We start from the raw sequence: 13,588 nt of genomic DNA, 5'->3' as shown, positions 1-13,588 counted from the left end.
TGCAATGGTTAACACCGCACGCGTTCGAAATCACCAACCAGTTCTTATCTCTATCGGCGGGAGGATATACGACTAAAGATTAATTATCGTTGGTTGCTAAGTAACAAATATTACTTAGATTGTAACAGTTGATGTCACACCCGCCATTAGCGCAAAATTATGCTTTTAAGCAGGTCTTTCGATGGCAAAACGGTCACTGATACGGATGTAATCACTGCCTGCAAGCCGACCAACAGGTTTGAGTCGATCCATATCTACATGGCGACCATCCCACAGCGAATCGTCAATATGGATGGAGACAACCTGAGCCAGCACCAAAGTACCTGCTAGCGGCTGGTCACCAAAGCTAATCATATCGAATAGTTTGCAACCAAACGCCACGGGAGCGTTGGCAATGCGTGGCACGCTGACCCCAGGCATCTCAGCTTTTTCAAGGTCGGCCAGCGCAAACTCATCCTCTCCTGGCGGCAAGCTGGCGCTAGTGGTATTGAGCGCTTCTATCAACCCTTCACTACCCACATGTACGACACATTCAGGTACTTCTTTTAAATTGCGCACGGTATCTTTAAGTTCACCGCTACCATTCAGCAGTGGAGAAAACGCCAGCACCGGTGGATTCACGCTGACCACGTTAAAAAAGGAAAATGGCGCCAAATTGGTATTTCCTTGCTTATTCTGGGTAGACACCCAGGCAATAGGCCGGGGGCAAACAGTGCCCGACAGCAACCGATAAATAACCCCTGGGCTTAGTGGGGAATCATCCAATAGGTAGTCGCTCATTTTTGACTCCTGAGTAATGGGTTTAGGCGTATTATCAACCTATAACAGCTATCACTTTACAACAGCATTGCCAGCATAGACGCGTTTTACAAACATATGCTGCCCAGCAAGGAACCGATTCAATGAAAATTGTCATTGCTGATGATTATCAGGACTGTGTGCGCAGTTTAGACGCTTTCAAGCAGCTAGAAGGTCAAGAGGTAAAGGTTTATCACGATACGCTTACTGACCTGGATGCATTGAGCGCGCGCTTTCAGGATGCCGAGGCGTTGGTACTCATCCGTGAACGCACGCCTATCACGGCCGCCCTGCTTGAACGCTTGCCCAACCTGAAAGTCATTAGCCAAACGGGTGGTGGTGCAGCGCACGTGGATATGGAGGCTTGCCGCCGTCATGGCATCACTGTTATGACGGGCACTGGCTCGCCCTATGCGGCGGCAGAATTAACCTGGGGCTTGGTGCTTGCCGCGATGCGCCATATACCCGCAGAGGTCGAGAACCTGAAAGCGGGCCGTTGGCAGCGTACCTTAGGCACGGGCCTTAAAGGCCGCACCCTAGGCATTTTTGGCTATGGCAAAATCGGCAGCTTAGTAGCGCGCTATGGCCAGGCATTTGAAATGAACGTTTTGGTGTGGGAAAGAGAAGGCACCCGCCAGCGCGCTTCAGATGCTGGACTAGAGGTAGCCAAAAATCAGGCTGATTTGTTCCAGCGTGCGGATGTGCTCAGCCTACACCTTCGTTTAAACGACGATACTCGCGGTATCGTCAACGCTGAAACCCTCGACCAGATGAAGCCCACATCTCTGTTGGTGAATACCAGCCGTTCTCAGCTAGTGGCACCTGGGGCGCTGGAAAGAGCACTAAAAGCCGGGCGACCCGGTCAAGCTGCGGTAGACGTATTCGATGCAGAACCTGTATTCGAAAACTCACTGCTGGGACTGTCCAATCTGGTCGCCACACCACACCTTGGCTATGTGGAAAAGGATAGCTACGAGCTCTACTTTGGCGATGCGTTTAGTAACCTGCTGGCCTACATCAATGGCCAGCCGGTCAACAATCTAGCCAGTTAATTAGGCACGCTAAAACTTGAGCTAAGTACCTAACGAGCACCACCACTATGCCAATTGTGCTAGCCTTATGGGTTCACGAGTAACACAGGGGCCATTAATGCTCACCATTTCGAACAACGTTACCCTGGCTGATTGGGAGATTGATATTAGCCAGATTCGCGCCCAAGGCGCAGGCGGCCAGAACGTCAATAAAGTCGCTTCAGCGGTACATCTGCGCTTCGATATTCTTAGCTCAACACTGCCACCGCTGTACAAAGAGCGCTTAATGGCGCTGTCCGATCAGCGCATCAGCAAAGAGGGAGTGGTGATTATTAAAGCCCAGAGCCATCGTAAGCTTGAGCTGAATAAAGAGGATGCGTTGGCACGCTTAAAAGAACTGATACAGAGTGCCACCAAGCAGCAAAAAGCACGCCGTGCCACTAAGCCCACCAAAGGTTCACAGCGCCGCCGCGTCGATCACAAAACCCGTAAGGGCAAAATTAAATCGCTGCGCGGTAAGGTGTCGGCCTCTTAATGACTAAAGACGCCGCACCTCCTGCTCAGCGCCCCCTTTCGCCCTGCATACAAATCTGTCAGATTGAACCAACAACATCGGTGTGCGAAGGGTGTGGTCGCACGCTGGATGAAATTGCGGTTTGGGGCAGCATGACCGAGGCCGAAAAGACCCCGGTATGGGAACGCTTAATAGGCGAAGGCTATGTTTCTAACGGCTATGTTTCTAAAGGCTACGTTTCTAAAGGCAGGGCTTCCGGCGAGTGACGGTCGCGCAAGATATGGTGTAGCTCGCCACACGCGACCATCGGGTCATCACAGTTAATCACAATATCCGAGTGGGCCAATACATAGCTGCGGCCAGTAATGGTATTTTCCACTACCTGGTAAGCCCCTTCCTGATGGGTGCCAATGAAGGTGCCGATAAACCCCGTCTCACGCAGTGACACCGTCTCTAGCTTATCACCTACATTCAAACGCCCTTCGTAGTTCATTAGCGCTAGACGTGCCGAGGTGCCGGTGCCCGTTGTGCTGCGGCAAATAACGCCTGGATGAACGTAGGTCGTTGACCGTGAACGTGTATACCCCTCCCCTATCTGCTCTTCAGGCCCCATAAAGTGCAAAAATGGCAGAGGCCCCACATCGCCCAGAGTGTAGTGAGAAAAGCCCCGCTGCGCTTTTATTGCCTCAACAATTTTGTAGGCACACTCTGAAAGTGCGCGCTCCTCATCACGCACCAACTTAAAGCCCAGCTCGGTTGCATCGACCAAGGCGTAAAAGCCACCGCTATAGGCGATCGAATAGGTGACTTCGCCAATCCCCGGCACTTGAATCGTATCGCGATAGGTATCGATATAGCTGGGAAGGCCGCCACAAGTCACCGACTCCACCACACCGTTATGCACCTTCGCTTCGATTTGCACTAGCCCCGCCGGCGCTTCAAGCTTAAAGCGCTGTATGCCTTCCTGCTTGGGCACAATGCCGCTCTCCAGCACGGCCGTGGCGGTACACAGCGTGTTGGAGCCAGAGTAAATAGGGTACCCCATCACTTCCATAATGATGTAACCCGCCACCGCCTCAGGGTGAGTGGCCGGCACCAACAAATCGACCGACATTTCCGGGATGCCGTAGGGCTCTTCGAGCAGCAGGCGGCGCAAACCGTCGGCGTCATCACGCAGGTACTCCATCTGCTCGCGAACGGTGGCGCCAGGCAGAACATCAATACCCCCTGTGACGATACGGCTAACGTCACCACCGGCATGAGTGTCCATTAGCTGGATAGTATGAAGGTTATGCACTAGCGGCGCTCCTGAACGGCAGAAGAAGGATTTTCAAGGGCGAACGGCGCACCGTGAGATGCCCACTGAGCATCGGGAACAAGCACAATTTTGCCTAGATAATTGCTGCCCCGGTTAACAAAATAGCGCTCGGCGGCATGCAGGTCAGAAAGCTTAAAAGCGGCGTGAAGTACCGGTTTTAATTCCCCGCTGCGAATCCACGCCACCAGCTGTTCGGCCTCTTCTCGGGTGCCATGGGAAACGCCAAATATCTGTACTTGATAAAGATACACGCGGGTCCACATCATTTCGCTAAGGTTCCCACCGCTGGCACCGGCAATAGAGAGACGGGGGTAGCTCTTACGCCCCTGCATATCGACAATCATGGTGTCAATAAACAGGTTGGTCATCTCACCGCCGACCAAGTCCATCACCGCATCGATTGGTTTGCCGCCAGTGGTTTCCAGCACCCGGTCAACAAACGTCGGTAGGTCGCCACGATCAATGACCGCTTCTGCGCCTAGTGCTTTGAGCGCCTCGGCTTTATCTAACTGGCTAACGGCATACGGGATAGCGCCAACAATACGGCAGAGCTGAATGAGCGCAGTGCCCACACCGCCGCTGGCACCGCTGACCAGCACACGCTCGCCAGCACTCACCTTGGCGGCAGTCATCATGTGGTAAGCCGTTTGATAAGAGCACATGCCCATTGAGGCCAATTCAGCGTCGTGAAGCTCGGGGTTGGGCACGTGATAAAACTGATCAGCAGGCACAGCGATATACTCAGCAAAGCCGCCGTCGGCTCCATGGCCATAGTAATCCGGGGTTAGATTAATATCACGGCGTTCATCGGCGTAAATATTAAAATCCAGCAAACCTCGCTGACCAATGCGCTCAGCGTCAACGCCCTCTCCCACCGCCACTATGCGGCCAGCGACGTCGGCGCCTTGAATACGCGGGAAAGTTAAGGTTGGCGTACCTCCCATGGCAAAGGACGTGACATCGCCTTTGTCCTTGGTAGGGTACAGCCCTTCACGCGCTTTGCGATCAGTGTTGTTCTTCGCCGTGGCGGTCACCTGCACCAGCACTTCGCCCGCCTTGGGCTGCGGCGTGGCGACATCCTGATGGTATTCCAGCTTTTCGATACCGCCATGTCCGATCAAAAGCATAGCAGCCATTGTGGTGGGCACCGTGTGTGTTGTCTCGGCCATGGAGTGACTCCTAGGTTGGGCTAACGTCAAACTGCTAAAAATAGATTAGCTAAAAACAGGGACGCCAATCAGTACTGTGTGCAAGTAAAAGGCAAACACCACATACGCTACCAAGCCGACGAGTACGGTAACAATGGTGGCCATTTTATGGGTGCTGACGGGCGCGGGCGGTGCAAGACGGCCACGTTTTTTGGCGGCTTTGAACGCCAGGATAGCCCAGATAAGAAAGGCAGCAAAAAAGATAATATCACCCAAGCGACCGTTGGCCAGCAGGTGAGCAAAAGCCCAGACTTTCACCGCCAGCATCATCGGATGGCCAAGTTTGGCCTTAATCGCGTTATGCGGAATGTATGCCGCCACCAGCATAATAAAGGCCGGCACCATCAGCAGCGCCACCGCATGGCGCATTCCCATTGGCGGGTACCAGATATAGATGGGATCAAGGCGCATCTGGCCAAAACCGTATATAGCAATGGCCAGGCCAACGATGGATACCGCCGAATAGGCGACTTTCCAAGTGGTTTCGCCATGTTTCGCAATCTGCTGCTGACGCCAGTTTTCAGCAAAGATACGTACAGAGTGGCTGCCTAAAAAAATCAGCAGCCCGATAATCATAATCGTCATGGAACAACTCCCAGTGAAAACGCTAGTCGACGGCTTTATGCCTTATAGTCTTGGTCGCTGGAGAGGATGCCACACTCAGCCACCGACCACCTATGCATGGGTCAACTTTTTGTTTCCTGGAGTCGTTCTATGGGGAGACTAAACCCCGTCCTTAAAACCTGTCCTTAAAACCAATGCTTGCGCTTAAATAGCCAAATCATGACACCCGCAATACCCAACATGGCTCCCCAGACAAAAAAGTAGCCATACTGATAACGCAGCTCGGGCATATTTTCGAAGTTCATACCGTAAATCCCGGCAATAAACGTGAGCGGCACAAAAATCGCGGTAATCACCGTGAGCACCCGCATGGTGATATTTAGCTGGTGGGAGGAAATAGAGATATAGCCATCGATTAGGTCACCGCAAATGTCGTAGTACATTTGGGTCAATGTGTAGAGGCGTTCGAAGCGATCCGCTACATCGTTGATGGCGTGCAGGGTTTCGCTCTCTTCCCGCGGTAAATGCTCATAGTCATAAGCGGTGAGTTCTTGGGTAATCCCCTGGTGGTAGCTAAAGATGCGGCGCATTTTAACCAGCCGGGAACGGTAAGTGATGATCTTGCGCATTAGCACATCATTACCATTTTCCAGCAGCTCGTCTTCCAGATCGCTTAACGCCGTTTCGAACTCAAGCAGGCTATCGATATAAAAGCCCGCAGAAATATACATCACCCGCAGCGCGACATGTTCCGGCGAATGGGCCAGCAAGGCTTTACCGTGCTCGTTGAATAGCCGTTCTATGGAGAGCGCTTGGCCGGGATGGAGGGTGACCAGAAATCGCTCCCCCACAAAGAAACAGACCTGTTGAGGCAGATAGTTTAGTTCGGCATCAAAGGAGGAGATGCCACGATAAATAATCAAGGTGTGATTATCAAACTCTTCAATTTTTGGCGGATGGCGCTCTTTGTGGGCATCTTGAATCGCCATGGGGTGAAACTCAAACGCCTCTAAAATCGCCCGCTCGCTTTGTTGGGACTCGCCCTGCATATCGATCCAGATATGGCTGCCAGGCGTCGCCTGCCAGACAGCCAACAGGCTTTCATCCCCCTCGTGGGTCTCACCTTCAGGGGTAGTCAGAAGAGTTCGAATCATGGATGTCCTTGCGAATAGCTAGCGTTAAGTAGGCTAACAGCACACTCACCAGCGTTGAGGCGATTAACGCCCCGACGAATGGCCCCAAGGTAGGGACACTGCCCGGAAAACTGGCGGCCACCATCCCGGCGACCAAGCTTCCTTGGCTTAACCACCCTGGGAGAATGGCACCCAGCAGCCCCGCGATGCCACCTACAATGGCGGCCAGTGGCGTCATTCGTTGCCACAGGCCCAACAGCACAGGTACCACAATGGCAGCACACAGCAGGTCGGCAATCAAAAACAGACGCAGTACTGACAACCCCTGCAAGGCAATTAATACCACCGGTACCATTACTACCACTGTCACCCAGCGGGCAGCCACCAGTGATACGCCCTGCTGCTCGCTGCGCGCGACCACCAACGAGGCAATACCATTTTGCAGCGTATCAACACTGGAGGCCACCAAGGTCACCGCTAATACCAAGGCGGGTAGCGTCAGCCAAACAGGAGCATCACTTAACAGGGCAAAAAATGGCATCGGCGGCTCGCCTAATGGCACACCACTCATCGCGGCCAATACACCCAGACCACCAATCACCATGACGACGACTACCGTCATTGCGCCACCTAACCATGCCCCGCGCCCCAGGCTTTGATCGTCTTGAGCGGCCCACACGCGCTGCCAATAGCCTTGATGGAAGAGATTGGCCGCGGTAACCGCGATCACTAGCGTTAACGCTACGCTGAGCGCACTGGTGATGGGAATGGCAGGAAGCGCAGCCTCGTTGGGAATAGTGGGAAGCCGCCATAGGGCCATGCCACCGACCACACACAGCAGTACCAGTAACAACCACGCCTGCCAACGGTCAGTGGCAAGGCTGGCCCGTAGACCACCTGCCGCAGTATAGATGAGCGTGGTAAGCGCCACGCCAATAATCACCAGTGCGGGGGGCACATCGGAAAGCAGCGCGGTAATGGCGCCAATAGCGGTTAGCTCGGCAGCTAAAAAGCACGCCATATAGGCGATTGATACCAGCGTTACCCAGCGCCTTACACCAGGGCCATAGCACGCTTCAGCAAACTCGGCGATGCTGCGCCCCTCGGGCAACGCCCGGCGAATCTTCGGCCCATACAGTCCTAAGACGATAAACGGCAGCGCAGAGCCTAATGCATAGCCTGCCAGGGCCAGCGGGCCAACAAAGGCGCCGATTTCAGGAGGAGCAAAGAGAATCCATGCGCCCATGCCGGAGGCAAGGAAGGAGAGCCCCAGGGTAGATGCCGTTTGCGAGTTACGGGCGGTGACATAGTCATCAAGTGGGCCATTCACCCAGCGAGCCCGGAGGCCTAAGTAAGCAAAGCAGCACAGCGCCGCACCAAGCACGGCTAACGTTAGGTAAAGCATGTCGCACTTCCTCCGCCGGTACGAACCGGATCAGGTTCCAGGGTCTGCGTAGCCGCATCTCAGCCCTTTTATGCAGGGCTCCCCTGGCGACAGTGAATGTAGGTGTTTTGCTAAGCGCTTTTTCTAAGTACGTTTTTGGGTACTTTTCGAAGCGCTGTCTCAAGAACTATTCTCAATCAAAATCATAGCTTAGTAAAGTTAAGGTGCGCTGGTCGCCTCTTAGCGAGGCACTCGCCCCATCAGGTAGAACTCCTCATTGGGTGGCGTACCTGCCAGGGTAACCAACCGATTCGACAAGCCAAAAAACGCCGCGATCGCGCCTATATCCCAGCAATCCTCTTGGCTAAAGCCTACTTCCAGCAGGCGGGCAAGCCATTCATCAGTCATTTCACCCACATCGATGGCACAGTGCATGGCGAAATCGAGCATCACCCGGTGGCGCTCGCTAATCGGCGCCACCCGATGGTTGATCGCCACTTGGTCAGCGAGTAGCGGGTCTTTACTGTAAATGCGCACCAGTGCCCCGTGAGCAACCACACAATATAGGCAGCGATTACGTGCGCTGGTAGCCACTACAATCATCTCTTTTTCGGCTTTGGTGAGGGTATCTGATTCGCGCTCCATCAACGCATCGTGATAGGCAAAAAAAGCACGAAATTCAGCAGGGCGATGGGCCAACATCAGAAAGACATTGGGCACAAAACCCGCTTTACCCTGAACGGTCAAAATGGTACTGCGAATATCGTCAGGCAGGTCATCCAATGTTTCAGGCACGTTAAAACGACTTAATGATGAAGACATGCTCACCTCTTTCTTGTTAAGTTTAGCCATCTCATAAAAACGGCTTAGCGGTTGTGTAACAAAAAGCTGAATTAAGAGGCTTTTATTCAGCCGCCCTACTCGCCATACTGAAGATTCGTTCTGTGACAAAAAAACATGCGCTACTCTTAATAAACAGTTCGTTCAAAGGGACACTGTCATGAGCCATAACGAAGCCAAGGAACATACCCCCGGTCGTCTAAACGAGCTGTTTACTGACCCTTACCGAGCATTTGAAAATGATACCGATGAGCGTCAGCTGCACATTCGTATAATGCTACATATGCTGCTTGCCCGCCCAATGACACGGGGTCAAATGACACTTCGCGTCATTCATGGCTGGGAAAATGGCGGCTGTGAGCCCGAAGACCTCCAGCATGTCGACTATACTCTTGATGGCGTTCCTGACTTTAAGCGCGCTGTACAAGATTTTGAACACGCTTCTAAGCACAACACGCCGTTACCTGCCGACAACAGCGCCATTCTTGCCGCCCCGCTTGCCAATGCAATTGCAGACGCCGAAGCCGAAGGGCAAGACCTTACCAACGATATTCGCGAGACCCCTGCGCGCTGGCCAGCCTTTGAGGGTGGTTTGGCACTATATACGCTGTTTAAAATGTACCATCGGCTGATTTATGGCGAAGATGACACCTACCGCTGCACGCAGTGTGTAACTCCGCTGGGAATGCGCGAAATACATGAGTTTCACCTTGAAGAGGGTGAGTTTGCTCTGCTCGTCCCCCCCGCTGAACACTTTATGGGTAAGGAGTCGCTGTTAGTATTGCATGAAAGCCAGCTCGGCCCCATTGAACAGCTGCTTGAAGAGAGCCTTCCGCTGTTTGACAACTTTTAAGCCAGCCACCTGGCTTGATCTGCCAAGCGGTTAACCGACCTCGTTAGCAACTGGCCCCGCTTAAGCGGAGCCAGTTAGCGCCACTTTTTTAACCCAGCGAAATCGTGCTATTAATACCGCTGGAAACATTCTCGGGTTCAAACCAACGTGCCGTTACGGTTTTTGTTTGTGTCCAGAATGCAATCGCCTGCTTACCATTGGGCCCTAAATCGCCCAGCTTTGAAGCCCTTGACCCGGTGAAACTAAAGTAAGCGACCGGTACGGGGATTGGCACGTTAATACCAATTTGTCCAACATCGATATCGGTTTCAAACCGGCGCGCTACCCAGCCTGAGTTAGTAAAGATGGAGGTACCGTTGCCGTTGGGATTGGCATTGATAAAGGCAATCGCCTCATCCAGGGTTTCAACACTGACCACACACAGCACGGGGCCAAAAATCTCTTCGCGATAAATGGTCATATCGGCGGTTACATCGGCAAACAGGGTCGGCCCCACGAAGTTACCGTTGGGGTAACCCTCTACCTGAACCTTGCGACCATCAACCATCAGTTTGGCGCCCTCTTTCTCCCCTGCATCGATTAAACGTAGTACACGATCACGGGCAGCAGGTGACACCAGCGGGCCCAAGTCCGCATCAAGCTGAGTGCCTGGGCCTACTTTCATTGCTCGCGCCGCATCTACTATATCGCTTAGCCACTCGCGTGCCTCGCCGACAAGCACCACTACCGAGTTCGCCATGCAGCGTTGGCCCGCAGCGCCAAAAGCTGAGCCCAGCAGGTTGTTGATCGCTTGACTACGGTTAGCATCGGGCATAACCACACAGTGATTCTTGGCGCCCATCATCGCCTGCATGCGCTTGCCCGCCGCTGCTGCACGGTTATACAGCAGCGACCCCACATGGGTAGAGCCGATGAACGAGAGCGCTTTGATATCCTGATGATCGGCAATTTGATTGGCCACGTCCGGGCCACCGTGCACTACGTTGAGCACGCCCGCAGGGATACCCGCTTCATGGGCTAGCTCCACTAAGCGCATGGTGGAGCTGGGATCCTGTTCGGAGGGCTTAAGCACAAAGGTATTTCCGGTGGCAATCGCCAGCGGGAACATAAAGCAGGGCAACATAATCGGGAAGTTAAAGGCGGTAATCCCAGCCCCCACCCCCAGCGGTTGGTGCATGGTGTAAACGTCTACCTCGTTGGCAGCGTTTTCGGCTAATTCACCCAACTGCAACGAAGTAATCGAACAAGCGTGCTCTACCACTTCCAGACCACGACCCACTTCGCCTTCCGCATCGGGCAGGGTTTTACCGTGCTCTTCAGTAATCAGTGCCGCGAGTTCAGCGGTATTGTCGCGAATCAGCGCTTGCAGCTTGAGCATAATGCGCATGCGCTTCCCCAGCGGCACTTTACGCCACTCCTTGAACGCTTCTTTGGCACTACTGATAGCGCGTTCTACTTCGTCAGCGGTACAGAACGGCACTCGAGCCACTACTTCTTGCGTCGCAGGGTTGACCACGTCGCGCCACTCCTGGCTCTGTGACTGGACGGGCTGGCCATCGATATACATGGGAATTTCGCGAACGGACATAGCGTTGCTCCTATTTATGGTTGTGGTTGTTATGGTTGCGAGTATTAAAAAAAGCTGTTTTTAAAACGCATCGCGGTAAGACAAGTACACAGGGTATAGCAGCAAGTTGACGTTAACGTCAACCAAGTATCTCATGAGTAAACAAAATCTACGCCAGAACGTCAATTAGCCTTTTCATTGTGGCACCGCGCTGGCTATGCTTCGGCTAATCAGTGTGCCGCAGGCTTGCGGATCGCCCACGGCGAAAGCTCGTGTTTAAACACAGGGAATTATCTATGCAGACCTTTCACTGCCGCTGTGGCAATACGCTGTTCTACGAAAACACCCACTGCCTTGCCTGTCAGTCAGAAGTAGGCTGGTGCCCTGCTTGTAGCAATATCGTGGCCATTGAGCCCTTGGATAACGGCGGCTATCGCTGTACCCACCCGGGTTGCGATACAGCGCTAATGAAGTGCCACAACTACGCTGTTGAAAACGTATGTAATCGGCTGGTGGTGATGGAGCACGGCCAAGCGGACACGCTCTGCGACTGCTGTCGTTACAACGAAGTAATACCCAACCTCAATATTGCAGGCCACCGTGAGCGTTGGGCGGCACTAGAGGCTGCTAAACGGCGCCTTTTTCATACTCTGGATCTACTTAAACTTCCCCACGGTACCAAAGACGACGACATTGCTGTGCCGTTAAGCTTCTCATTTATGGCTGATGCCCTCCCCGACCAGGGCTTATGGCGTTCCACTGCCAAGCCAGAGAAGGTGTATACCGGCCATGCAGCAGGGCATATCACCATCAACATCAAAGAAGCCGACGACGTTGAACGCGAGCGCTTGCGGGTCGACATGAACGAATCCCATCGCACATTAATTGGTCATTTCCGCCATGAAATCGGCCACTACTATTGGGATGTATTGGTTAAGGATCGCGATGAAGAGAATTGCCGTGCGGTATTTGGCAATCACCACCGGCCAACCTATGCTGAAGCGTTAGAGCGCTACTACCAGCAGGGGGCGCCCAGCGACTGGCCTAATCACTTCATCTCTGCTTACGCCACCATGCACCCCTGGGAAGATTTTGCTGAAACATTTGCCTACTACTTGGATATGGTCGCCGTGCTGAATACCGCACTGCACATGGGTATTACCCCCGTTGAGTACGACGGCAGTCTGGAGAGCATGCTGATTGCCTTTCATCAGGTAGGGATGGCAGTGAATGAGCTCAACCGGGATATGGGCCTGCTCGATTTGGCCCCAGGAGTGCTTGCCCCAGCGGTGCGCGAGAAGCTGGCGTACCTGCATCGAACCGTGCAGGCCGCCAGCCCGCTAGAGCGCGGCTCCCCCACTGGTTAGTCGTTATCGTTATCCCCTGCGTGGCTTTGACTCTGGCTCTGACTCTGGGTTTGGGTGACGCGGGGCACGCTGTCGTCATTCACAAAGTAGGTTGCGCTAAGCGTATCGTGGATAGCGGCAAAGCCGATCTGCAGTTCGTCGATAAACAGGTGCAGCTTGCTGGGTGAGTGGGCCAGCGCTTGAATATCGGCATCCACCACATCGGCGCGCACCAGTGAAACGGTCGCTGCCGGTCGATCCTGTCTTGGCAGTAGCGTCAGCTCATGGCCCAGCGTCTCCAAGCTGCAGGCAATGGAGCGTGGCAGATTAGGATCTTGCAGCAAAAAGCGCAGCACATCCGGGCCCCGAACGCGTAAGCGTACCTGCTGACGGTACATTTGGTAGGCGGTGAGCGATTTGAGTACGCTCATCCACTGCAGGTTTTCAAACGGCAGCAGCTCTTCAGGGTTTTGCGGCAGCAGGCTGGCAGAGCGCACATCCACGATGCGAGTAGTCATATCGGCCCGCTCTAACTGACGCCCCAGCTCAATAAAGGTACGCGCAGGGCCATGGCTTAACGTGCCTTCAATCAGGCCCGTCAACGCCTGGCAGCTACGGATGACGCTTTTGAGAAAGCTATCGCGACGGCGTGGACTAACACCGTTTTCGGCATGATCGGCCACGCTCAGATAGAGCTGGTTAACCTCTTCCCAAATCTCCCGGGGCACCACATCCCGAGTGGTTCTGAGGTTCTCACGGGCACTGGCAAGCGCAGAGATAATCGAAATATCATTGTCAGTATCAGCGCATAAAAAGTGCACCACATTGCGTTCATCAAAGTCTTTATGGCGTGCGGTAAAGGCTTCCAGACTGCCGGTCATTTCGATAAGCGGTGCCCAACCTAACGGCAGGCGCCCCGGCAAATCGAGCATAAGGTGGCTATTGACACTCAGCAAACGGGCAGTGTCTTCCGCACGTTCAATATAGCGCGCCATCCAGTAGAGGTTCTCTGCAACGCGTGACAGCATGGCG

Annotated in this window: 14 protein-coding genes and 1 riboswitch; of the genes, 5 read left to right on the top strand and 9 right to left on the bottom strand. The window is 53.7% G+C overall.

Annotation, left to right across the window (positions count from 1 at the left end):
- Positions 1–165: 165 nt before the first annotated feature.
- Positions 166–780 carry a flavin reductase family protein gene (locus HALA3H3_RS15735; RefSeq protein ID WP_022522543.1) on the bottom strand — a complete coding sequence of 205 codons (615 nt, stop codon included), beginning with the start codon at positions 778–780 and terminating at the stop codon, positions 166–168.
- Between the two features lie 122 nt (positions 781–902).
- On the opposite strand from HALA3H3_RS15735, the gene HALA3H3_RS15730 reads away from it, so the two are divergent.
- The 3 genes from HALA3H3_RS15730 to HALA3H3_RS26240 all read left to right on the top strand — a co-directional run bounded on the left by HALA3H3_RS15730 (position 903) and on the right by HALA3H3_RS26240 (position 2,609).
- Positions 903–1,850: a D-2-hydroxyacid dehydrogenase family protein gene (locus HALA3H3_RS15730; protein WP_022522542.1), complete on the top strand. Its 948-nt coding sequence runs from the start codon at positions 903–905 to the stop codon at positions 1,848–1,850.
- A gap of 97 nt (positions 1,851–1,947) precedes the next feature.
- Positions 1,948–2,364 carry an alternative ribosome rescue aminoacyl-tRNA hydrolase ArfB gene (gene arfB / locus HALA3H3_RS15725; RefSeq protein ID WP_022522541.1) on the top strand — a complete coding sequence of 139 codons (417 nt, stop codon included), beginning with the start codon at positions 1,948–1,950 and terminating at the stop codon, positions 2,362–2,364.
- The gene (locus HALA3H3_RS26240; RefSeq protein ID WP_022522540.1) at positions 2,364–2,609 is read left to right on the top strand and encodes a DUF1289 domain-containing protein; all 246 of its coding nucleotides are present in this window, start codon (positions 2,364–2,366) and stop codon (positions 2,607–2,609) included. Before arfB ends, HALA3H3_RS26240 begins: the two co-directional genes overlap by 1 nt.
- On the opposite strand, the gene HALA3H3_RS15720 is transcribed toward HALA3H3_RS26240, so the two are convergent.
- From HALA3H3_RS15720 to HALA3H3_RS15695, 6 genes are all read right to left on the bottom strand, one after another.
- Positions 2,576–3,640 carry a proline racemase family protein gene (locus HALA3H3_RS15720; protein WP_009288221.1) on the bottom strand — a complete coding sequence of 355 codons (1,065 nt, stop codon included), beginning with the start codon at positions 3,638–3,640 and terminating at the stop codon, positions 2,576–2,578. The two genes, HALA3H3_RS26240 and HALA3H3_RS15720, sit on opposite strands and share 34 nt — an antisense overlap.
- Positions 3,640–4,830 (bottom strand): zinc-binding dehydrogenase, encoded by a 1,191-nt coding sequence (locus HALA3H3_RS15715; protein ID WP_022522539.1) that lies wholly within the window; start codon positions 4,828–4,830, stop codon positions 3,640–3,642. The genes HALA3H3_RS15720 and HALA3H3_RS15715 overlap by 1 nt, the downstream gene beginning before the upstream one ends.
- 45 nt (positions 4,831–4,875) lie before the next feature.
- Positions 4,876–5,454, bottom strand: coding sequence for an NnrU family protein (locus HALA3H3_RS15710; RefSeq protein ID WP_009288219.1), 579 nt, complete (start codon positions 5,452–5,454; stop codon positions 4,876–4,878).
- A gap of 164 nt (positions 5,455–5,618) precedes the next feature.
- Entirely contained in the window at positions 5,619–6,587 is a 969-nt protein-coding gene (gene corA / locus HALA3H3_RS15705; protein ID WP_022522538.1) for a magnesium/cobalt transporter CorA, read from the bottom strand.
- Positions 6,559–7,971 (bottom strand): sodium:solute symporter family transporter, encoded by a 1,413-nt coding sequence (locus tag HALA3H3_RS15700; protein ID WP_009288217.1) that lies wholly within the window; start codon positions 7,969–7,971, stop codon positions 6,559–6,561. Before HALA3H3_RS15700 ends, corA begins: the two co-directional genes overlap by 29 nt.
- Positions 7,961–8,066: riboswitch (TPP riboswitch) on the bottom strand. Its footprint overlaps the gene before it by 11 nt.
- Positions 8,067–8,190: 124 nt before the next feature.
- Entirely contained in the window at positions 8,191–8,772 is a 582-nt protein-coding gene (locus HALA3H3_RS15695) for a peroxidase-related enzyme (protein ID WP_022522537.1), read from the bottom strand.
- Positions 8,773–8,950: 178 nt separating this feature from the next.
- Here HALA3H3_RS15695 and HALA3H3_RS15690 point away from each other — a divergent pair, with 178 nt between their 5' ends.
- The gene (locus tag HALA3H3_RS15690) at positions 8,951–9,643 is read left to right on the top strand and encodes a hypothetical protein (RefSeq protein ID WP_009288215.1); all 693 of its coding nucleotides are present in this window, start codon (positions 8,951–8,953) and stop codon (positions 9,641–9,643) included.
- 88 nt (positions 9,644–9,731) lie between these two features.
- On the opposite strand, the gene HALA3H3_RS15685 is transcribed toward HALA3H3_RS15690, so the two are convergent.
- Entirely contained in the window at positions 9,732–11,231 is a 1,500-nt protein-coding gene (locus tag HALA3H3_RS15685) for a CoA-acylating methylmalonate-semialdehyde dehydrogenase (RefSeq protein ID WP_009288214.1), read from the bottom strand.
- 275 nt (positions 11,232–11,506) lie between these two features.
- Between HALA3H3_RS15685 and HALA3H3_RS15680 the strand changes: the two genes are divergently transcribed.
- Positions 11,507–12,577, top strand: coding sequence for a zinc-binding metallopeptidase family protein (locus tag HALA3H3_RS15680; protein ID WP_022522536.1), 1,071 nt, complete (start codon positions 11,507–11,509; stop codon positions 12,575–12,577).
- Here the strand turns inward: HALA3H3_RS15680 and HALA3H3_RS15675 are convergent.
- Entirely contained in the window at positions 12,574–13,584 is a 1,011-nt protein-coding gene (locus HALA3H3_RS15675) for an alpha-E domain-containing protein (RefSeq protein ID WP_022522535.1), read from the bottom strand. The two genes, HALA3H3_RS15680 and HALA3H3_RS15675, sit on opposite strands and share 4 nt — an antisense overlap.
- Positions 13,585–13,588 lie beyond the last annotated feature (4 nt).

The sequence above is a fragment of the Halomonas sp. A3H3 genome (assembly GCF_000982975.1).
Classification (GTDB): Bacteria; Pseudomonadota; Gammaproteobacteria; order Pseudomonadales; family Halomonadaceae; genus Vreelandella; species Vreelandella titanicae.
The sequence above is the reverse complement of the archived record's forward strand: the minus strand, read 5'-3'. Positions and strand labels throughout refer to the sequence as shown.